At 71.5% G+C, this 19,930-nt stretch carries 23 protein-coding genes; 8 read left to right on the top strand and 15 right to left on the bottom strand.

Annotated elements, in window-relative coordinates; translation table 11 throughout:
- Positions 1-33: 33 nt before the first annotated feature.
- Positions 34-837 (top strand): SGNH/GDSL hydrolase family protein, encoded by an 804-nt coding sequence (locus ABD143_RS28815; protein WP_343984590.1) that lies wholly within the window; start codon positions 34-36, stop codon positions 835-837.
- Here ABD143_RS28815 and thpD read toward each other — a convergent pair.
- The 4 genes from thpD to ectA are packed head-to-tail and all read right to left on the bottom strand — an operon-like array spanning position 818 to position 4,181.
- Positions 818-1,723, bottom strand: a complete 906-nt coding sequence (thpD, locus tag ABD143_RS28810) for an ectoine hydroxylase (RefSeq protein ID WP_343984589.1) — start codon at positions 1,721-1,723, stop codon at positions 818-820. The two genes, ABD143_RS28815 and thpD, sit on opposite strands and share 20 nt — an antisense overlap.
- On the bottom strand, positions 1,723-2,136 hold the full coding sequence (locus ABD143_RS28805) for an ectoine synthase (RefSeq protein ID WP_343984588.1): 414 nt from the start codon (positions 2,134-2,136) through the stop codon (positions 1,723-1,725). Before ABD143_RS28805 ends, thpD begins: the two co-directional genes overlap by 1 nt.
- Complete coding sequence (ectB, locus tag ABD143_RS28800) at positions 2,133-3,395, bottom strand: diaminobutyrate--2-oxoglutarate transaminase (protein WP_343984587.1); 1,263 nt, start codon at positions 3,393-3,395, stop codon at positions 2,133-2,135. The genes ABD143_RS28805 and ectB overlap by 4 nt, the downstream gene beginning before the upstream one ends.
- Before the next feature lie 54 nt (positions 3,396-3,449).
- Positions 3,450-4,181, bottom strand: a complete 732-nt coding sequence (gene ectA / locus ABD143_RS28795) for a diaminobutyrate acetyltransferase (protein ID WP_343984586.1) — start codon at positions 4,179-4,181, stop codon at positions 3,450-3,452.
- Between the two features lie 38 nt (positions 4,182-4,219).
- Here ectA and ABD143_RS28790 point away from each other — a divergent pair, with 38 nt between their 5' ends.
- From ABD143_RS28790 to ABD143_RS28775, 4 genes are all read left to right on the top strand, one after another.
- Positions 4,220-5,005 carry an SDR family NAD(P)-dependent oxidoreductase gene (locus tag ABD143_RS28790; RefSeq protein WP_343984585.1) on the top strand — a complete coding sequence of 262 codons (786 nt, stop codon included), beginning with the start codon at positions 4,220-4,222 and terminating at the stop codon, positions 5,003-5,005.
- Positions 5,006-5,137: 132 nt separating this feature from the next.
- Positions 5,138-5,908, top strand: coding sequence for an SDR family NAD(P)-dependent oxidoreductase (locus ABD143_RS28785; RefSeq protein WP_343984584.1), 771 nt, complete (start codon positions 5,138-5,140; stop codon positions 5,906-5,908).
- Between the two features lie 87 nt (positions 5,909-5,995).
- On the top strand, positions 5,996-6,586 hold the full coding sequence (locus ABD143_RS28780; RefSeq protein ID WP_343984583.1) for an RNA polymerase sigma factor: 591 nt from the start codon (positions 5,996-5,998) through the stop codon (positions 6,584-6,586).
- Positions 6,583-7,356, top strand: a complete 774-nt coding sequence (locus tag ABD143_RS28775; protein ID WP_343984582.1) for a hypothetical protein — start codon at positions 6,583-6,585, stop codon at positions 7,354-7,356. Before ABD143_RS28780 ends, ABD143_RS28775 begins: the two co-directional genes overlap by 4 nt.
- Here ABD143_RS28775 and ABD143_RS28770 read toward each other — a convergent pair.
- Genes ABD143_RS28770 through ABD143_RS28760 form a run of 3 tightly spaced genes read right to left on the bottom strand, consistent with a single transcriptional unit; the run spans position 7,325 to position 8,721 of the window.
- The gene (locus tag ABD143_RS28770; RefSeq protein WP_343984581.1) at positions 7,325-7,534 is read right to left on the bottom strand and encodes a hypothetical protein; all 210 of its coding nucleotides are present in this window, start codon (positions 7,532-7,534) and stop codon (positions 7,325-7,327) included. The two genes, ABD143_RS28775 and ABD143_RS28770, sit on opposite strands and share 32 nt — an antisense overlap.
- Positions 7,535-7,581: 47 nt before the next feature.
- Positions 7,582-7,884, bottom strand: a complete 303-nt coding sequence (locus ABD143_RS28765) for a DUF1905 domain-containing protein (RefSeq protein ID WP_343984580.1) — start codon at positions 7,882-7,884, stop codon at positions 7,582-7,584.
- Positions 7,885-7,893: 9 nt separating this feature from the next.
- Positions 7,894-8,721 carry an alpha/beta fold hydrolase gene (locus ABD143_RS28760; RefSeq protein ID WP_343984579.1) on the bottom strand — a complete coding sequence of 276 codons (828 nt, stop codon included), beginning with the start codon at positions 8,719-8,721 and terminating at the stop codon, positions 7,894-7,896.
- A 68-nt stretch (positions 8,722-8,789) separates the two neighbouring features.
- Between ABD143_RS28760 and ABD143_RS28755 the strand changes: the two genes are divergently transcribed.
- On the top strand, positions 8,790-9,851 hold the full coding sequence (locus ABD143_RS28755; protein ID WP_425563749.1) for a sigma-70 family RNA polymerase sigma factor: 1,062 nt from the start codon (positions 8,790-8,792) through the stop codon (positions 9,849-9,851).
- A 19-nt stretch (positions 9,852-9,870) separates the two neighbouring features.
- Here the strand turns inward: ABD143_RS28755 and ABD143_RS28750 are convergent, their stop codons facing one another.
- From ABD143_RS28750 to ABD143_RS28730, 5 genes are all read right to left on the bottom strand, one after another.
- Positions 9,871-10,203: a GYD domain-containing protein gene (locus ABD143_RS28750; RefSeq protein ID WP_343984578.1), complete on the bottom strand. Its 333-nt coding sequence runs from the start codon at positions 10,201-10,203 to the stop codon at positions 9,871-9,873.
- A gap of 79 nt (positions 10,204-10,282) precedes the next feature.
- Positions 10,283-10,603 (bottom strand): AzlD domain-containing protein, encoded by a 321-nt coding sequence (locus ABD143_RS28745; RefSeq protein ID WP_343984577.1) that lies wholly within the window; start codon positions 10,601-10,603, stop codon positions 10,283-10,285.
- Positions 10,596-11,309 carry an AzlC family ABC transporter permease gene (locus tag ABD143_RS28740; RefSeq protein ID WP_343984576.1) on the bottom strand — a complete coding sequence of 238 codons (714 nt, stop codon included), beginning with the start codon at positions 11,307-11,309 and terminating at the stop codon, positions 10,596-10,598. Before ABD143_RS28740 ends, ABD143_RS28745 begins: the two co-directional genes overlap by 8 nt.
- A gap of 39 nt (positions 11,310-11,348) precedes the next feature.
- A complete protein-coding gene (locus ABD143_RS28735) occupies positions 11,349-12,194 on the bottom strand; it encodes a class I SAM-dependent methyltransferase (protein WP_343984992.1) in 846 nt (281 codons plus the stop codon).
- A 96-nt stretch (positions 12,195-12,290) separates the two neighbouring features.
- The gene (locus tag ABD143_RS28730; protein WP_343984575.1) at positions 12,291-15,236 is read right to left on the bottom strand and encodes an AfsR/SARP family transcriptional regulator; all 2,946 of its coding nucleotides are present in this window, start codon (positions 15,234-15,236) and stop codon (positions 12,291-12,293) included.
- Positions 15,237-15,345: 109 nt separating this feature from the next.
- Here ABD143_RS28730 and ABD143_RS28725 point away from each other — a divergent pair, with 109 nt between their 5' ends.
- Entirely contained in the window at positions 15,346-15,906 is a 561-nt protein-coding gene (locus tag ABD143_RS28725) for a GNAT family N-acetyltransferase (protein WP_343984574.1), read from the top strand.
- 49 nt (positions 15,907-15,955) lie between these two features.
- On the opposite strand, the gene ABD143_RS28720 is transcribed toward ABD143_RS28725, so the two are convergent.
- Together ABD143_RS28720 and ABD143_RS28715 are read right to left on the bottom strand one after the other, a co-directional pair.
- The gene (locus ABD143_RS28720) at positions 15,956-16,765 is read right to left on the bottom strand and encodes a YybH family protein (protein WP_343984573.1); all 810 of its coding nucleotides are present in this window, start codon (positions 16,763-16,765) and stop codon (positions 15,956-15,958) included.
- 60 nt (positions 16,766-16,825) lie between these two features.
- The gene (locus ABD143_RS28715) at positions 16,826-17,785 is read right to left on the bottom strand and encodes a sigma-70 family RNA polymerase sigma factor (protein ID WP_343984572.1); all 960 of its coding nucleotides are present in this window, start codon (positions 17,783-17,785) and stop codon (positions 16,826-16,828) included.
- 257 nt (positions 17,786-18,042) lie between these two features.
- Between ABD143_RS28715 and ABD143_RS28710 the strand changes: the two genes are divergently transcribed.
- Complete coding sequence (locus ABD143_RS28710; protein ID WP_343984571.1) at positions 18,043-18,588, top strand: MDR/zinc-dependent alcohol dehydrogenase-like family protein; 546 nt, start codon at positions 18,043-18,045, stop codon at positions 18,586-18,588.
- A gap of 44 nt (positions 18,589-18,632) precedes the next feature.
- Here ABD143_RS28710 and ABD143_RS28705 read toward each other — a convergent pair whose 3' ends face one another.
- Positions 18,633-19,454 carry an alpha/beta fold hydrolase gene (locus ABD143_RS28705; RefSeq protein ID WP_343984570.1) on the bottom strand — a complete coding sequence of 274 codons (822 nt, stop codon included), beginning with the start codon at positions 19,452-19,454 and terminating at the stop codon, positions 18,633-18,635.
- Between the last annotated feature and the right edge of the window lie 476 nt (positions 19,455-19,930).

Below are 19,930 nucleotides of genomic sequence, written 5' to 3'. Positions count from 1 at the left end.
TGACGTACACATGAACAAAGGGGGTCGGACGCCATGAGATCCTTCACCAGCTTCGTCGCCATCGGAGACAGCTTCACCGAAGGCCTCGACGACTGGCGCTCCGACGGCACACCCCGGGGCTGGGCCGACCGCGTCGCGGAACACCTCGGCGCGAGCCGCCCCGGGTTCCGCTACGCCAACCTCGCCGTGCGCGGCAAGCTGCTCGACCAGATCGTCGAGGACCAGCTGGCCGTTGCCGAGCGGCTCCACCCCGACCTCATCACGTTCTGCGCGGGCGGCAACGACATCATCCGGTTCTCCTGCGACACGGACGAGCTCGCCCGCCGCTTCGACGCCGCCCTCGAGCGCGTCACGGCCACCGGCGCGCAGGTGCTCGTCTTCACCGGGTTCGACCTCGGCCGCATGCACCCGATCCTGCGCCGCCTGCGCGGGCGGGTGGCGTGCTTCAACGAGCTGATGCGCGCCAGCGCCGAGCGCCACGGCAGCACCGTCGTCGACCTCTGGGGCATGACGCCGCTCGCCGACCCGCGCAGCTGGGGCCGCGACCGGCTGCACCTCACCGCGGAGGGGCACCGCCGGGTAGCGCTCCGCGTGCTGGAGACGCTCGGCGAGCCCGTCACCGAGGACTGGCGCGTGCCGCTGCCCGAAGCGGTACCGACGCCGTGGCGCGCGCGGCAGCGCGAGGACCTCGCCTGGATGCGGGACTTCGTGATGCCCTACGTCCGGCGTCGGCTGCGCGGCCACGCCACGGGCGACGGCTACCTGCCCAAGCGCCCCGATCTGCTGCCGCTGGAGTCGCCTTTCGGCAGCTCGACGGTCAGTCCGGGATCGGCGTGAACTCCCTGGCCGCGATGTAGGTCGGGCGCGGGGCGGGGGCGGCGAACGGCTCCTGCAGCGTGTTCTCCACGCTGTTGAACACCGCGAAGATGTTCGACCGTGGGTAGGGCGTGATGTTGCTGCCCGAGCCGTGCATACAGTTCGAGTCGAACAGCGTGGCCGAGCCTGCGGGGCCGGTCAGCATGGCGATCCCGTGGCGGTCGGCGAGCGCGGTGAGGCTCTCCTGGTCCGGAGTGCCGATCTCCTGCTCGCGCAACGACTCCTTGTAGTGGTCCGCGGGCGTCTCGCCGACGCAGGCGACGAACGTCCGGTGCGAGCCCGGCATGATCATCAGGCAGCCGTTGTGCGGGTAGTTCTCGGTGAGCGCGATGGAGATGCTGACGGCACGCGGGGTTGGCATCCCGTCCTCGGCGTGCCAGGTCTCGAAGTCGGAGTGCCAGTAGAAGCCCCCGCCGCCGAAACCGGGCTTGTAGTTGATGCGAGTCTGGTGGACGTAGACGTCCGAGCCGAGGATCTGGCGCGCCCGGCCTGCGACGCGCTCGTCGGCCACCAGAGCGGCGACGGCGTCGCTGATCTTGTGGACCTCGAAGATCGAGCGGACCTCGCGGGAGGTCTTCTCGACGATCGTGCGGTCGTCCGCGCGCACCTGCGGGTCGGTGGCGAGCCGGTCCAGCTCGGCGGAGTAGGCCGCCACCTCCGCCGGGGTCAGCAGCTCTGGCACGGTGACGAACCCGTCCCGGTCATGCGCGCTCAGGTCGTCGGGGGACAGCGGTCCAGGCGTGTGGTGGCCGCCCCAGACGGTGGGGTCGGTGCGCTCGACCAGCGAGGGCCGGTCGGCGACCCGCGTGGGATACCGGTCGGTACCCGGTGCGTCGATCACGGTCATCAGGATGCCTCCTCGATCTCCTCGGCGGAGAGCACGACCAGCGGGTACGCCCCGTTCTCGTCGTGCACCTCGCGGCCGGTCACGGGCGGGTTGAACACGCACACCGTGCGCATCTGCGTGCGCGGGCGCAGCTGGTGGCGTTCGTTGCCGCTCAGCACGTAGACCGATCCCGGCCCGAGCCGGTATGTCACGTCGTTGTCCTTGTCGTACAGCTCGCCCTCGCCCTCGGTGACGAAGACGGCCTCGATGTGGTTGGCGTACCAGAAGTCGTTCACCGACCCGGCGTCCAGCACCGTCTCGTGCAGCGAGAACCCCACCCCGTCGCCGGCGAGCACCAGGCGCTTGCTGCGCCAGTGCTCGGTCCGGACGTCGCGGTCGGTGCCAGTGATCTCGTCCAGCGTGCGCACGATCATGCGGAAACCCCCTCGGTGACAGCGCGGATCGCCTCTCCGACCACGGCGAGGCCGTCGTCGAGCTCGCCCTCGGTGATCGTCAACGGCGGCATGATCTTCATGACCTCGTCGGACGGGCCGGAGGTCTCCATCAGCAGCCCCCGCTCGAACGCGGCGGCGCACGTCTTCGCGGCCAGCTCCGGCTGGGAGAAGCTCAGCCCGCGGGCCAGCCCGCGGCCCTTCGGCGTCAGCTCGACCGTCTGGGAGGAGCCGGCCAGCTCCGTGAGCGCCGCCTCGACCCGCTCGCCCTTGGCGAGAGTCGCCCGCTCAAGCGCGTCGTCGGCCCAGAACGTGCGCAGTGCAGCCGTCGCCGTCACGAAGGCCGGGTTGTGCCCGCGGAACGTGCCGTTGTGCTCGCCAGGACCCCACTGGTCGTACTCCGGCTTGATCAGCGTGAGCGCCATCGGCAGCCCGTATCCGCTGATCGACTTGGACAGGCACACGATGTCGGGCTGGATCCCCGCGATCTCGAAGGAGAAGAAGGGCCCCGTGCGCCCCACCCCCATCTGGACGTCGTCGACGATCAGCAGGATGTCGTGCGCTCGGCATAGCTCGGCAAGTCCGCGCAGCCACTCCGCCCGCGCCGGGTTGATCCCGCCCTCGCCCTGCACGGTCTCCACGATCACTGCGGCGGGCGCGTCGAGACCGCTGCCGGAGTCGTCGAGCAGCTTCTCGAACCACAGGAAGTCCGGCATCGTGCCGTCGAAATAGTTGTCGTAGGGCATCGGGGTGGCGTGCACCAACGGTATCCCCGCCCCGCCCCGTTTCATCGAGTTGCCCGTGACCGACAGCGCACCCAGCGTCATCCCGTGGAACGCGTTGGTGAAGTTGATGACCGGCTTTCGCCCGGTGATCTTCCGCGCCAGCTTCAGTGCCGACTCCACCGTGTTCGCGCCCGTCGGCCCCGGGAACTGCACTTTGTAGTCCAGGCCGCGCGGTCGCAGCACCAGCTCCTCGAAGGTACGCAGGAAGTCGCCCTTCGCCACGGTGTACATGTCCAGGCCGTGGGTGATCCCGTCCCGCGCCAGGTACTCCAGCAGCGGGCCTTTCAACGCATCGGGGTTGTGCCCGTAGTTCAGCGCGCCGGCCCCTGCGAAGAAATCGAGGTACGTCCGACCGTCGACATCGCTGAGTTTGGCCCCTTTCGCGGTGTCGAACACCACCGGCCAGCTGCGGCAGTAGGAGCGGACCTCGGACTCCAGCTCGTCGAAGACGCTCATTCCAACATCATCCCCGTGGTCTCAAGTTTGGTGTTCATGTTTCTGGCCTTCTTATCAGCGTTTTATCGGGCCGATCCGGAACAGGATCTCCGGTTCATGGCAGTCGCCGAGCAGGTCGGGACCGAACAGCTCCCGGCGGCCCAGTGCCGCGGAGTGTCGCTCCGCGAACCGCGTGAAGAGCGTGATCGAGCCCGTGTTGCCGGGGGTGACCGTCGCTTCGAGGTGCTCCACGCCGGGCACCCGGTCGCATAGCGCGTCGAGCATCGCGGCCGCCACGCCCCGCCCCCTGGCCTCTCCGGCCACCGCCACCTGCCACACCATCAGCGTTTTCGACTCTTCCGGCCGCAAATATCCCGAGATGAAACCGACGACCGTACCGTCGATCCGGGCAACCACGGACGTCTCGGCGAAGTCGCGGAACCAAAGCAGGTAGGCGTAGCGGGAGTTGACGTCGAGCACGCCGGTGGATTCGGCGAGGCGCCAGCAGGGGACCCCGTCAGCGGGTGCTGGCGAGTCGATGCACACCTGTGCCGGGTTTCGGATCACGCCGGTCGGGGACTCCACAGGTGCTGCCATGTCCGTAGAAGTTAACAGCCCCGAAATTGGCGCGCTGCTACTCGTCGAGCCGTCACCGCAGTAAAATGTGACCACTATCACAATCATGTTTGGCCTCGACACTGACCGGTTACGGCGCCATTCTCGCAGTTCACGGGCGCAAAGCAGATAACCGGAGCGCCGGTTCCGCAGCGCGGTCGAAAGCAGATCATGGTTCAGCAACAACGTCACATCCGGCAGGAGCCGGGGGCCGCCCCTACCCTGACGGCGTGGGGGAGGGCGGACGGGACCGGTCGTACGTCGTGACCGGAGGCGGACGTGGCGTCGGTCGTGCGGTCGTGGAGCGACTCCTGCGCGACGGCCGGCACGTGGCGGTCGTCGAGATGGATCCGGCCGCGCTGCAATGGCTCGCCGAGCACCCGTTGGCGATCCCGATCGCCGGGGACGCCGGCGACGACACGGTCGCCGGGCGGGCGGCCGACCTGGCCGAGGAGCAGGCTCCGCTGACGGGGTGGGTCAACAACGCGGCCGTGTTCCGCGACGCCTCGGTGCACACCGCGTCGGCCCGCGACATGCTGGAGCACATCCACGCCAACCTCGCCCCGGCGGTCGTCGGCTGCACCACCGCGGTGCGCCGCTTTCTTGCAGCGGGAACGGGTGGCGCGATCGTCAACATCTCCTCGCACCAGGCGCAGCGCGCGGTGCCCGGCTGCACCCCCTACGTCACCGCCAAAGCCGCGATCGAGGGGCTCACCCGCGCGCTCGCCGTCGAGTACGGGGCGCGGGGCGTGCGGGTGAACACCGTGGCGCTCGGCTCGATCGCCACCGAGCGCTACGCAGCGTTCCTCGACGACCTAGATCCGGCGGGCGCCGCCCACGTGACGGAGGAGATGCGCCGCATCCACCCCCTGGGCCGGGTCGGCGCCCCCGCGGAAGTGGCGGCCACGATCGCCCACCTGCTGTCGGACGAGGCCGGCTTCGTCACCGGGGCCACTGTGCCCGTGGACGGCGGCCGTTCCGTGCTTGCCCGCGACCCGGAGGCGCACGAGGCCTGAGCCGACCCGGGTGACAAGCCAGACAGAAAGTGTGTGACGCATCTCACTTCAGCTTCAACCGGACGTGCTCGTCGCGCTCACCGAGGCGGTGCTGCATGCTGCCCGCGCACGCGGATGGCGCAAGCTGTCCCGATGACCTTCGAAGGCACGTTCGACGGCACGGTTGTGCTCGTCACTGGTGGTTCGCGCGGGATCGGCCGGGCCGTCGTGGAGCGGTTCGCCGCGGCGGGCGCGACCGTCGTCGTCCAGTACCGGACGCAGGGCGCCGCGGCCAAGGAGGTGCTCGCCGGGCTCCCCGCGGGCGACCACCTCGCGCTGCAGGCCGACGTCGCCGACCCCGACCAGGTCCGCACCCTCGTCCAGGACGTGGTCGACCGCCTCGGGCGGATCGACGTGCTGGTCAACAACGCGGGGATCTACGAACGGCACCCGGTGCTCGGCACGTCGTACGCCGAGTGGCAGGAGTCGTGGCGCCGCACGATCGAGACCAACCTCGTCGGCCCGGCGAACCTCGTCCACGAGGTCGTGCCGCACATGGTGGCCGCGGGCGGCGGGCGGATCGTCAACGTCACCTCTCGCGGTGCGTTCCGCGGGGAGCCGGAGCACACCGCCTACGGGGCGAGCAAGGCCGGGCTGAACAGCCTCAGCCAGTCGCTCGCGCGCGAGCTGGCGCCGCACGGGATCTACGTGACCGCCGTCGCGCCCGGCTTCGTCGAGACGGACATGGCGAACGACTACCTCAATGGGCCCGACGGCGAGGCCGTACGGGCGCAGAGCCCGCTGCTGCGTGCGGCCACCCCCGACGAGATCGCCCGGGTCGTCGTGTTCATGGCGACGCCGGGCGCGGAGTCGACCACCGGGGCGATCGTCGACGTCAACGGGGCCTCCTACCTGCGGACCTGACGCCACGGTCCGGCACGGGTGGCCCGGTAGGAGGAGATCGCCGAGGGCGGCGTGCAACGGCCAGGCGGGTGCCGGCCACTCACGGGTATGACGACCAGAGAGGGGCTGGCCGGCGTGAACGCACCTCCCGTCGACGACCACGAGTTGTGGGCGTTGGCGCAGCGCGGCGACCGGGACGCCTTCACCGTGCTCTACCACCGCCACGCCGATGCGGTGTGGAACCACGCCTACCGGCTCACCGCGTCACCGACCACCGCGGAGGACGTGCTGGCCGCGACGTTCCTCACCGCGTGGCGGCGCCGGGCGAACGTCCGCTTCGTCGCCGAGTCGGCACGGCCGTGGCTGCTCGCCGTCGCGGGGAACGAGGCGCGGACGGAGGGCCGCAGCCGGGCCCGGTTCCGCAGGCTCACCCATCGGGTCGGCCCGGCGCCCGACGTGGCCGACCACGCCGACTCAGTGGTGACCTCGCTCGACGACCGGCGCCGCCTGCACCGGGTGCTCGCCGCGATCGCTGAGTTGCCGGCGACTCAGCGCGAGGCAGTCGCGCTCTGCATGGTCGCCGAGCTGTCCCAGACCGACGCCGCACAGGCGCTCGGCATCCCCGAAGCCACCCTGCGTTCGCGCATTTCCCGGGCACGGGCCCGGCTGCGCACCCTGCTCCCGGAGGAGGTCCGATGAACGAGCTCGGTCTGCCGCCCACCCGCCAGTTGCCCGCCGAAGTGCGCGAACGCGCGCTGCACACCGTGCTGTCCGGGATGGACTCCCCGCAGCGCAGGCGCCTGGCACCCCTCCTCACCACCGCAGCAGCGGTCGTCGCCGCCGTCACCGTGACGACGATGGTGGCGGTGTCCGCTCCCGGCCCGGGATCGCCCGGTGCCGAGGCGCCCGGGCTCGAACAGCTGGCCTCCGGACCACCCGTCATGAGCGGCGACCCCCTGACCGACAACGCGCTGACCCGGTGCGCCGACGCCGTCGTCGCGCGGAACCGCACCGCCGACTATCCGCCGACGAGCGACTGGCGCACCACGGAGGTGCTGCTCACCAGCCCCGGCGGCGATACCGCCATTGCCATCAACGACCGTTTCGCCTGCTTCGTGGGCATGTCGAACGTGTACGTGTCGTCCACCCGCGGAAGGCAGGCCGGACCCGTCGCGATCGCCCGGCTCACCCCCGCGATCGTGGTCGTGCTCAACCCCGAACGGCACGAGCTGGACATCGTCCCCCGCGCTGCGTTCATCGACCCGGGCGGTGCGCCGGACGCTCCGGTCCAGCTGATGATGTTGGGCAGCGCGAGCGCGCCCACGTCGAACCTCTGGCTCACCGTGCCCGGCTCCTACGACGGTCTGATGCCGGATCCCGGACCGATTGGCGTGGTGGTCGAGGACCACCGGCCGATGCCGACGATCGGTGCCACCACTACAACGGCGAAGCCGCCCGGGCCGCGGTGACCGCGGCCGGGCTCGTCCGGCTGTCCCGCCGCAGGCAGTGGACCGCGATCGCGAGACCCACGAGCGTCAGCAGCGCGGCGGCCAGGGGGATCGACCGCACTCCCCACGCGCTCTCCGTGATCCGCCCGCCGAGCCAGCCGGCGAACGCGGCGGCGACCTGGAAACCGGAGGCGTTCACCGCGACGGCCAGCGTCGGGGCGGCGCCCGCCGTCGGCGTGAGAGGGGTCAGCTGAAGCGCTGGTCGAGGCGGAACTCCACCTCTTCCCCGGCCTTGTCCTTCCCGATGAGCTTGCACAGCGCCGCCCTGACGGGGAGCCAATGCGGGCCGGCGCCCGAGGGCATCAGGGTCGCTGTGAACGGGTGGCCGTCGATCGTCCCGCCGACCTTCACCGCCCGCCGCGTCCCGAGGAGCTCCGCGGAGCCCGGCACGGTGACGAACGTGGCGTACGTCCCGTCCTTCTCCAGCGGCGCGGTGAAGCGGTGGTCGAGCGGCTGCGGGGTGGTGGGGGCAGTCTGCCGGCTGGTCATCGGTGTCGCTCAGCTCCTACCGAGGACCGCGCGCAGCTCGACCACGAACCGCTCGGGAACGTGGACGAACCCGATGTGGTCACCGGGGAACGTGGTGGTCTCGATGCCCAGAGCGGCGGCGAGCGCGGTCGACGTGCGGTCGCAGAACTGGCCGCCGGACTCCTCCCCGATGCCCACCACGACGTGGGTCGGGCCGTCGCGAAGCACGGCCACGTCGGGGCGCCATGAGACGGTCGAGCGCATCTCGTTCGCGAACCAGAAGTGCTCGTCCGCGACCGCCTGCGGGTCGCGTTCACCCCCGAACATCTGCTCGACGGCGCCCTCGGGCATGTCGATGTTCGCCTGCGCCAAGAACTTCTGCCAGGCCCCCGTCACGTCCCCGGCCAGGTACGTGGCGACCAGATCATCGGTCTGCACACGGACCTGCTCGCGGTCGTCGACCAGCTCGCCGAGCGGGGGCTCGTGGGCGATGACGGTGTGGACCTGCTCGGGGTGGGCCTGCACGAGGGCCAGCGCGGCGACGGCGCCGCCGCTGGAGCCGAACACCGCTGCCGGTCCGGCGTCGAGGTGGGTCAGCAGCCGCGAGAGGTCGTCGGCACGCATCTCGATCGTCGAGTCGACGGCCCGGTCGTCCACCGAGCTGCGGTTGATCCCACGCGGGTCGAGCGTGACCACGGTGTGGTCGACGGCGAGAAGGTCGGCCACCGGCGCGAAGGCGGCGGCATCCATCGGGGAGCCGACGAGCACCACCACCGGCCCCTTCCCCCGCACCTCGTAATGCAGCCGTGCGCCCGGGACCTCGAGGGATCCTGCCGTGACGGTTGCCGTGTCGTTCATCGGAGCCTCCTGGAACTTCGGTGGTGCGGTCGCGGAACGAGACTCCTCTCCTGAGGCAGAATCATCGCGTGGGCGACAACTTCACGCGGACCGCGGCCCCGGCCTCCGAGGACTCCGAGGACTCCGACGAGCTGCGCCTGGCCCGCGCCCAGGCCGGCGACGCCGCCGCGTTCTCCCGGCTGGTCGAGCCGCTCCGGCATGAGCTGCACGCCCATTGCTACCGGATGCTCGGCTCGAGCCACGACGCCGACGACGCCCTGCAGGACGCCCTCGTGCGCGCATGGCAGGCACTCCCGCGCTTCGAAGGCCGCAGCTCGTTGCGCAAGTGGCTCTACACCGTCGCCACCAACTCCTGCCTGGACGCCGTCTCGCGGCGCGGGAAACGCGCAATGCCGGTCGACCTCGGTCCCGCGAGCGACCACACCGTCGTCGGCGACGCCCCGCTCACGGACGTCGCCTGGCTCGGCCCCTACGCCGACGCCGGCCTCGCATCGGGTCGGGCGCGCCCCGACGCGCGTTACGAGCAGCGGGAGGCCGTCGAGCTGGCGTTCGTCGCCGCGCTGCAGCACCTCCCGGGCAACCAGCGGGCGGCGCTGCTGCTGTTCGAGGTGCTGGGCTTCTCCGCTGCCGAGATCGCCGCGATGATGCAGACCTCCACGGCCTCGGTGAACAGTGCGCTGCAAAGGGCCCGGAAGCTGGTGGCTGAGCGGGTTCCGCCCCGCACCCAGCAGCAGACGCTGCACAGCGTCGACGACGCGCGGCTGCGCGGGATCGTCGCCGGATTCTCCGGCGCGCTGGAGCGCGGCGACGCCGCCGCCCTGGTCGCGCTGCTCACCGAGGACGTCACCTGGTCGATGCCACCGCTGCCGCACTGGTACCACGGCATCGAGGCCGTCACCGAGTTCGCGGTAAAGGTTCCGATGACCGAGTGCGGCTCCTGGCGCCACATCCCGACCACCGCCAACGGGCAGCCGGCGGTGGGCAGCTACCTCTGGAACGACGAGGCTGGCATGCATCTCCCGTGGTCGGTCGACGTACTGACGCTGCGGGGCGACCGGATCGCCGAGATCACAGCGTTCATCGGCGCGGAGAACCTCGAACTGCTCGGGTTGCCGGCGTCGCAGCCCTAACTGACTGGCAGCGGATCCGCTACGTGCCCGGTGTCCGGTACGAATCCCGAGCCCGGGCCGCCATCTCGAGCGTCGACGGCATGTCGTCAGGGTCGATGAGCTGACGTGTCTCCACGTGTGAGAAGGCGCCGGAGCTGCTGACCGCCAGCGAGAGTGCGGCGGCGCTGCTCACATCCGGGACGTCCATCACGACCATCCCGTCACGATCGCCGAGCATGTAGTAGAGCGACTCCAACGAGCCGCCGACGCTCGACGCCAGATCCCGGACCGCGGCAGTCCGGTCCCCCGGCTTCTTCACCATCGCGTCCCACGTCTCGGGCTTGTAGTTGAAGAACAGTGCGAACTTGGCCATGGCGACCCTCCTCGGGACACTGGGACCGGCCAGTGCACCACCGACCCCGGTTCGTGTCGAGCGACCGAACGGCCCAGGGTCAGAGTGCGGCGAGAGCCCAGCCCACGAGCCACCATGACCCGAGCCCGCCGAAGAGCGCGCCCGGCAGGCTCCGAGTGCGCCGCCACACGATCCAGGCGACCGCTGCGGCACCGAGCGCGGGAAGGCTCTCCGCTACCGAGACCTCGCCCCGAGGCGCGACCAGGGCCGGCAGGGTGATGGCCGCCAGGACCGCAGGCCCGACGTGCGCCAGCAGCCGTGCCATCGCCGGCGACGGTTCGGCCCGGACTCCGAGGAGGAACACCGCGCGCATGGCGTAGGTCCCGAGCCCGATCGCCACGAGGATGAGCAGCTCACGCATGACGGCCCTCCACCAGGGCGCCGGCGATCATGCCTGCCGTGGCGCCGACGAGCAGTCCCAGCCCGAGGGGCAGCCCCGACGCCGCCACCGCGACGGCCCCGCCGACCCCGGCCGCGGCGTAGGTGGAGCGGCTGGTGAGCATCGGCAGCAGCAGGAGCAGGAAGGTCAGCGGCGCCGCGAGCTCCAGGCGAAGCGATGCGGGCAGCACCCCGGCCAGCACCGTGCCGGCCGCGGTCATCAGCTGCCACGCCGTCCACAGGGTGAGGCCGACGGCGAGGTAGTAGGCGAGCCGGTCGCGGGCGTCGCCGCCGTGGTCGGGACGGCGGAACCGGGCGAGGGTCAGCGCGTACACGGGGTCGGCCAGGAAGTAGGCGCCCACCCACCTCCACCGGCCACGCCAGGTTCGGACGTGCGGGGCCAGCGAGGCGCTGTAGAGCAGCATCCGGGCATTGACGACCAGGGCGCCCACGATGACCACTGCCGCGCTCCCCCCGGCGTCGAGCATCTGCACGGAGAGCAGTTGCGCCGCACCGCCGAACAGGAGCGGCGAGGAGGACCAGGCGACCAGCGGATGCACGCTTCCGGCCGCCAGCGTGGCGCCGAGCGCCAACCCGAACGGCAGGTACGCGACGATCACCGCGATCGAGTCCCGGCAGCCCGCCCGCGCCATCGCTGAGGTGGTGCTCGATTCCTGCCTCACCGACATGTGGTCACCCCGCTGGTTCCCCGGTCGCCGTGACCGCTGCTACGCCTGCCGCTTGCGGGCGGTGACCAGCAGGTACTCGGCTTCGTAGGCGGTCCGCCCGGTCGTGCTGCCCTGGTTCCAGGTGGTGAGGAACTCCAGGAAGTCCCGGTCGAGATCGGCGATCCGCCCGGGGTCTGGCGCGTTGAACCGATACACCGCGATCGTCGGCCCGTAATTCCGCTTCCAGTACTCGCGGAACTCGGCCGGGTCGGCACAGTGGTCCATCACGGTCTGCTGGCGCCGCATGTCGAGTCCGGTGACCCGATCGCCGAAGAGCTCCTTCACGTGCTGCTCGTCGCCCCAGCGCGGCGGTGGGGTCGCGCCGGGCGGAGGCGGCGGCGCGTACGGGGCCATCGTGCGGAACAGGTTGCCGATGAACCCCTCGGGCGTCCAGTTGATCAAACCGATCGTCCCGCCCGGCCGGCACACCCGGACCAGCTCGTCGGCGACGGTCTGGTGGCGCGGCGCGAACATCGCTCCGACGCAGGACATCACGACGTCGAAATGGTCATCGGGGAACGGAAGCGCCTCGGCGTCGGCTTCGACCCAGTCCAGGTCGACCCCACGGCCCGCCGCGAACCGCCGGCCGGCGTCGAGGAGCTCGGGTGTCAGATCCGACGCCGTGACGGTGGCACCCTGCTCCGCGGCGGGGATCGCGGCGTTGCCGGAGCCTGCGCCCACGTCCAGGACGCGCTGGCCGGCCCGCACCCCGCAGGCCCTGACGAGCTCGGGCCCGAGCGCCGGGATGAGATCGACGGCGACCGCCGGGTAGTCGCCCGACGCCCACAACGCCCTGTGCTTGGCTTTCAACTCGCGGTCGGCGTTCTGCTCCACCGTGCTGGACATGATGGTCACCTCGTTCTCCTCGTGCGGGTAGTCCGATATGCCGGACTGTGCGCGGGGAGGTATCGACAGAGTTTCGGTGGCCGTGAAATGCGCTGGTCAGGCCCTTCCCACCGCATGACGCCGCAGGCTCGCCCTGGCCTGCCGCACCGCGGCGGCGCCTGAGAGGCCCGCGCCGTACAGTGCCGCGGCGGCGAACCGCTGCTCGCCGAGGCCGCGGGCCAGCACGTCGAGACGGGCCGCGTCGAGCGGTGAGGGTCTGCCCGCCGCGACGAGCGCATGGTGCAGGACAACCGCGTCGTCGTCGGCGCCGAGCCGGACCAGGAGGCGCACCACGTACCGCAGGTTGATCCCCTGCTGGCTCCAGTCCCCCACGCGGTCCCAGTGGTCGAGCACCTCGATGAACGCTCGCGCGGCCCCCGCGGGGTCGGCATGCACCGCGCGGGTGGCCGCGGCCTCCATGAGCGCCGTGCCGTGCCACCAGAAGTTGCGCACCGACGCGGCCAGCTCGCCCGCCTCGTCGAACAGCGCGAGCGCCCGGTCCGGGTCGGTCTTCTTCAGAACCAAGCCGAGGGCGTAGCTCGCCATCGACAGCGCGGTGGGGTTGGCGGTCTTCTCCGCCACCTCGAGGGACTCCTGCGCGGCAGGAAGGCCGCGTTGGGACGCCCGCCGCACCGCATGGCACACCGCGACGTAGTACAGCGTCCAGACGAGCCGGATCGGGTCGTCGTCGCGACGGGCGCGCAGCACCTCGGCGTCGTAGTGCCGCAGCGCGGCGTCGACGTCGCCCTCGTACAGCGCCACGTCCGCGAGCACGTCGCCGGGATAGGCGACGCGGCCCGTGCCGCGCCCGGGGATGCGCCCGCCTGCGGTGGCCGCCAGTGACCGGGCTCGCGCGAACTCGCCGCGGTTCCACGCGCCCCGCGCAGCCGAACCGACGGCCGCCGCGAACAGGGGATGGTCGGGGTCGGCGAGGTCGAGCGCCCGTTCGGCCCAGTCCGCCGACTCGTAGCCGACCCGCAGGTGCGCGAGCTCCGGCAGCGACGTGACCAGCCGCAGGGCGAGGTCGGCGTCCCGGTCCGCGGCCGCCCGTTCGAACGCGGCGCGCAGGTTGTCGTAGTCGGGCAGCGCGCGCTCGACCCACTCCCGCTCGTCGGCTCCGTGCATGGCGCGGGCGGCCTGCTCGGCGAGCTGGGTGAAGTACCTGGCGTGCCGCCGGGAGAGCCCGGCCTCCAGGCCCGCCTCCCGCAGGCGCTCCCGCCCGTAGGCGCGCAGCGTCTCCAGCACCCGGTAGCGGGACCTGGGCGCGCTGTTCACCGGGGCGACCATGGACTTGTCGACCAGCCCGGTCAGCAGGTCGAGCGTGTCGTCCCCCGTCGTCCCCGGTTCGGCGCAGACACCGTGCACGCCGTCGAGGTCGAACCCGCCCGCGAACACCGACAGCCGTGCGAACAGGGCCTTCTCCGGCTCGGAGAGCAGGCGGTAGGACCAGTCGATGGCGGCGGCGAGGCTCTGGTGGCGGGGCGGGGTGCCACGCGGGCCACGGGCCACGAGGCGCCCGCCGTCCAGCCGGCCGGCGAGCTCCGCCGCGTTCATCGCCCGCATCCTGGCCGCGGCGATCTCGATGGCGAGCGGCAGGCCGTCCAGCCGCCGGCAGATCTCGGCGACCGCGCCGACGGCCTCACGGTCGAGGCGGAAGTCGGGCCGGTTGGCCCTGGCGCGATCGGCGAACAGCACGGTGGCCGCCTCCGCCGGGAGCGGGGGAACCGGCAGGACCCGCTCCCCCTCGACGCCGAGCGGCTCCCGGCTCGTGGCCAGCAGCGCCACGTCCGGGCACTGGTGCACCACCTGGTCGAGCAGCTTCGCCGCCGCGTCCAGGACGTGCTCGCAGTTGTCCACGATGAGCAGCAGATGCCGAACGCGCAGGTACTCGATCACGGTCTGCTCGATCGTCAGGCCGTGCTGTTGCTTCACCCCGAGCGCGGCCGCCACGGCGTGGCTCACGGCTCCGCCGTCGACCAGCGGAGCGAGCTCGCAGAGCCACACTCCGTCCGGGAACCGCGCGTGCCGGCGGGCAGCCACCTCGACGGCCAGCCGGGACTTGCCGACACCGCCGACCCCCGTGAGCGTCACCAGCGGTCCGTCGCGCAATGCGGCCGCGGCCTGGAGGGCCTCCTGGTCCCGCCCGACGAACGTGGTCACGCGCCGCGGCAGGTTGCTCCGAGCCCGGTCCGGACCGAGCCGCGCGGGCTCGGAGGCGTCGGGACCCGGCTCCCGGGCGGGTGGCGGCGCGTCGACGGATCGTGCGGCCCCGTCGTCACCGCTCAGGATCTGCTGGTGCACCTGGCGCAGGGGCGCGCTCGGATCCGCACCCAGCTCGTCGAGCAGCCGGTGCCGCACCTGCTGGTAGGTGACGAGTGCGTCGGCCTGCCTGCCGCTCCGGTACTGCGCCAGCATGAGTTGGCCGGCGAACCTCTCGTCCAGCGGGTGGGAACGGACCGCGGCCGACAGCTCGCCGAGCAACTCGGAGTGCCGCCCCGCGAGCAGCGCCACGTCGTTGCGGTCCAGCGTCACCGCGAGCCGCTCGGCCTCCAAGGACATGCGCAGGTCGGAGAACCACGGTGTGTCGAGGCTGGTGAAGGCCTCCCCGCGCCACAGCTCCAGAGCCTCGTCGAAGAGCGCCGCGGCAGGCCCGGGACGGTCGGCCGCGCGGGCCTGGGCGACCAGGTGGCGGAACAGATGCAGGTCCACCGCGAGCGGGTCGACCGACAGCACGTAGCCGCCGGGTTCGCGGGCGATCCGCACGTCGTCGGCGCCCACCATGAGATGCCGCAGGCGCGACAGGTACGCCGACAGTGCGTTGCGGGCCCGGTACGGCGGCCGGTCCGCCCAGACCCGGTCGATCAGGTGGTCCGCGGGGACGGGACGGTTCACGTCGACCAGCAGCGCCACGAGGACGCACCGCTGCCGGGCATGACCCATGTCGATGCGGCGTCCGTCGAGTCGAGCCTCGAGGTCACCAAGTAGCCGGAACTCCACCGTCATCCGTTGCCACCACCTGCTGACCAGGAGATTTCACGGCCCCAGAAATCTCGCCGATCCCCTGCCGCCCACAGTCTGGTGCACGCCAACCGCCGGCACCAGGGAGTACGCGATGGCAACCAAGCAGAGCGCGCCGCGCACGGAGGTCACGCTGCGCGACCTGCGGCGCGACGAGGGCGACCTGCTCGACGCGCTGTTCGCCGGCCTCTCGCCGCGGAGCCGGTACCTGCGCTTCCATTCGCCGATCCCCGCGTTGAGCGCGGGGATGCGCCGGGCGCTGCTGGACGTCGACGGCCGGGACCGGATCGCGCTCGTTGCCGAGGCCGCCGACGGCACACCGGTCGGGATCGGCCGCGCGGTCCGCAACACCGGACGCCCGGACGAGGCCGAGATGGCCGTCTCGATCGTCGACGCCTGGCACCGCCGGGGTATCGGCCGCAGGCTCGTGACCGCGGTCGCCCAGCGGGCCCAGGTCAGGGGCGTGCGGCGCCTGGTCGCCCGTGTGCTCCCGGAGAACGCCGCAGCGCTCGGTCTCTTCCGGTCCGCCTTCCCGGTCCTTCTCTCCCACCGCGACGACGACGCCATCGTCCTGGTCGCCGTTCTCGACAACGCAGGCGGGACCGAGGGCTGGACGATCACGATGGACGACATCCTCGCCGACCTCGCGCCATGACCGGGAGGGCTGTGTCCGGCCCGCCCGCTCACGTTTCAGCGGGGGCGCCTCAGCCCCCGTCGACGGCGGGGAACGAGAGGTGCTGGTGGATCAGCATCCACGCACCATCGCTCTTGGCGAAGACCCGTGTCGCGCGCGACCAACTGTCCACGGGAACGCCGTCCAGACCCTCGGCGCGAACGTGGTCGAGCCCCCAGCTGACGGCCAGGTCGTCGCCGACGTGGACGGTCAGGTCAGGGGTCGCCATGGAGACGGGCCCGGACGACGCCGCGAGCCCGCGCCGGCACACCTCGCGCACCTCGTCGCGGCCGACGTACTGGAGCGGTCCGGCGTGCTCGTAGGAGACGACGTCCGGGGACACGGATTCCATCAGGCCGTCGAGGTCCCCGGCGGCCGTGCGGTCGGACCAGTGCGCGTGCACCGCGCGCACCGCGCGTTCCTCGGCGCCGGCGTCCTGGTCGCCGCTGGTGTCGGCGAACGAGTGGTGCTCGTGCGCGACCACCCAGCGCCCGTCCTCCTTGCGCAGCCCGAGTGTGAGGCGCAGCCGGGACTCCGGGTTGCGCGCGAGCTCGTCAGGAGTGCCACAGCGCAGCAGCGCGTGAGCGAAGGCGACGGCGTCGCCCGCGAAGACCTCCAGCGACTCGATCTCGAACACCGCGCCGTTCGTCTGCCATTCGAGGAAGCCCGGCCAGGTCTTCGTGTACTCGTCGATCCCCCGCACACCCTGGTGCGGCGGCGGGACGTCGAACATCACGATGTCCGCCGCGCGATCGGCGAGCACCCCGTCCAGGTCACCCTCGTGCACCGCCTCCGCCCAACGCTCGATCATCGTCCGGATCAGGTCACCGTCGTCGCTCATCTCGTCTCCCCTGTCGGTGGTGGCGCTGTCGCCGCGTACAACCCAGGGAGTGAGCGGAACTCATCGTCCGGGCGGAATCTCGTCCCCGGGCAGCACGAGGGGCAGCCCGAATCGTGGGAAATGGTCCGCGCCGAGGAACGACAGGACCTCGGTGATCCGCCCATCGCGGACCGACATCAGGTCGACGGCCACCGCGACCCAGTCGCGGCGCCCGCCGTCCCACGAGTAGGTGCCGAACCCGAGCTGACCGTTGCCCAAGGCGGGCACGAACCGCCACCGGTCGGTGAGCGGGCCGCGCAGCAGGAACGCACGGATGGGGTCCTGGCCTGCGTACCACTCGGGCACCGGTGGCATCGCGTACCGGGCGTCCGCGCTGAGCAGCGCGACGATCGCGTCGACGTCGCCGCGCTCCCATGCCGCCGCATACCGCTCCGCGACACGATGCGCCTCGGGGTCCTCCGCACCGCGCTCGTCCCGCACCGCCGCCACGGCGGCGCGCGCCCGCTGCAATGCGCTGTTGGCCGCGGCGACCGACACCTCCAGCACCTCAGCGGTCTCGCGTGCCGACATGCCCAGGACGTCCCGCAGCACCAACGCCGCCCGCTGGCGGCCGGGTAGCCACTGCAGCGCCGCGACGAACGCCAGCCGCACCGCCTCGCGCGACTCGTAACGTGCCTCGGGACCGGGTGGGGTCGCCGGCAACCACGAGTCCGGGTACGGCTCCAGCCAGGCGACCTCCGCCGACGGCGTATCCGGTGTGAGGTCCATCGGCAGCTCACGCCGGCGTCGGACCTCGATCATGCTCAAACAGCGGTTCGTGGCGATCCGGTACAGCCACGCGCGCAGCTGCCCGCGTTCCTCGTATCGCGCCAGACTGCGCCACGCCCGAACCAGCGTCTCCTGCACGGCGTCCTCGGCGTCGTGAACAGACCCGAGGAGCCGGTAGCAGTGCAGCTGCAGCTCGCGGCGGAACGGCTCCACAAGCTCCTCGAAGCCGTCGATGCTCCGCGCGTCGCCCACACCCCGGAATCCTGCCGCGGACAAGGCGGGGCTCGAAATCTGACGGCTCGCGGGTCGGGCTTGATTGCGTCGACCCGATCATGAGACAAGCACCGCACCCGGTTTTCGCGTCGCACACAGCTGGCTTCCAGTCATCCGGGATCCCGTGGGGGTGCTCGCGGGCAGCGCAGATACGCGCTGACGGTGACGACAGGAGATCAGCGGCAGGACCACGCTGGGGTCATGCGTGTGCGCCCGCCCGGTGAGTCGTCGATGCAGTGTCCGCACGGCTGAAGAAGGCCGACGAGATCGGCGCCATCCCCGTCGACTACCGCCAGGGCGATCCGGTCGAACAGATCTGGGAACTGCGCCGAGCCCGCGGCATCGCGCCCGGGGAGGCGGCGATGCGCGGTGTCCACGCGGGCATCGACGCCGTCGGGTTCCAGGCCCACGACCGGCTGGCGCCCGGCGAGGAGAACCCGACGCAGGTCGTCAACGATCTCGCCCGGCTGATCAACCCGACCAGGCATCTGGGGATCATCGGCGTCTACGCCACGAAGGACCTGGACCCGGCCCACGACGGGCACGCCGACGGCCGCCTCACAGTGCCATGGGCAACGTTCTTCTCCAACGGGATCTCGGTGCGATTCGGACGCACGCACGACCGCCGCTACACCGTGCTGCTCCGTGACCTCATCATGTCCGGGCGGGCCCGTCCCGGCGCAGTGGTCACCCATCACGGAGGGCTCGATGCCGCCCCCGACTTCTACCGGGGGTTCGACCCGCGCGCCGACGGAATCATCAAGGCCGTCCTGCGACCGTGACAGCGTGCAACGGCACGGCGGCCCGCCCCGCTGCGCCTGAGTCCTCAGGACCTGGTGGCGGAGCCGAGGAACGCGACGACGTCGTCGGCCACCCGACGAGGCTGTTCCCAGTTGGGGCAGTGCCCGGCGTCGGGATACACGCGGAGGCGTGCGCCGGGTATCCGCCGGGTGAGCCGTTCCTGCTGCTCCCGGTCGAAGAGTCCGTCGTGCTCACCCCAGATCACGAGCGTCGGCGCACCGATCCGGGCCAGCTCCGACCTGTCGTCGAAGGCGAGGATGCCGTCGAAGGTGCGGCGCCAGACACGCGCCGGAATGGCGGCGCTCTCGGCCACGATGCCGTCGAAGAACGCATCCGGCAGCCGCACGTGGACCGTGCCGGCCTGGAACTCCCGGGCGAAATCCACCGGCACCGGGTCCGGCAGCTCCGTGAGCAGCGCACGGACCTCCCGCATCACCGCGTTCGTCGTGCTCTCCGCGGATCCGATGAGCACCAGAGCCACCGTCCGGTCCGGCGCCATCTGCGCGGCCCTGCGCGCGACGAACGTGCCCATCGAGTGGCCGACAAGAGTCGCCCGGTCAACATCGACAGCATCGAGGAAGGCGACGACGTCCGCGGCGAGATCGTCGATGGTGTATCCGTCCGCTGGCCGGTCGGACCGGCCGAAACCGCGCAGGTCCAGCGCGTAGGCGTGATAGCGCTCCGGCAGGTGGTGAAGGACCCGGCTGAACGAGTACCAGGAGTCCGGCCATCCGTGGACGAAGACGATCACCTCGCCGTTCGGATCGCCCTGCTCCATGTAGTGCAGCCGGACTCCGGTGGCGACGTCGACGGTGGCGGAGCGGGGCTGGCTGCGGATCGTGGGCACGATCGCTCCTCTCGGCGGGACGCGCGGTTGGCGTCCGGGTACGGCCAGGAGGGTCTCGCGGCGCTCTGTCAGGTGGCTGTCGGATCGCTGTTGCCTGCTGGGCTCCTCCTGACATGCGCGGCCTGTCATGCGCGCAACCGCGCGCCTCGTCTGTTACCTGGGCCTGCCGATCCCAGGATCGTCACGGCTCTGCTGTTTCGGGACGTTCGGCCGTCCTGCGACCCTGACTCCCTCGGACCTAGGAGCGCCCTGAACAACTCGGCCCTACTGCGCGACGCCCAGGCAGGCACCTCGCGGCGTTGGACGATCGGACCGATACAACAGCGGTATCGGCCCGATCCTCCGCCTTGCGATGCACCCACCTGGACGCCGCTCGCTACGGGCGGAGGTCGTTCAGGACCCTCCTAGGTGGCTGGTGTCGAACGGCCGGGTTCGGGAGTGTGGGCTGCTCGGGACCCATGTGGCTCGTCTGTGGG

The organism is Pseudonocardia aurantiaca (genome assembly GCF_039526725.1).
Lineage (GTDB): Bacteria > Actinomycetota > Actinomycetes > Mycobacteriales > Pseudonocardiaceae > Pseudonocardia > Pseudonocardia aurantiaca.
Note: the sequence above shows the minus strand (reverse complement) of the source record. Positions and strands in the feature narration are given on the sequence as shown.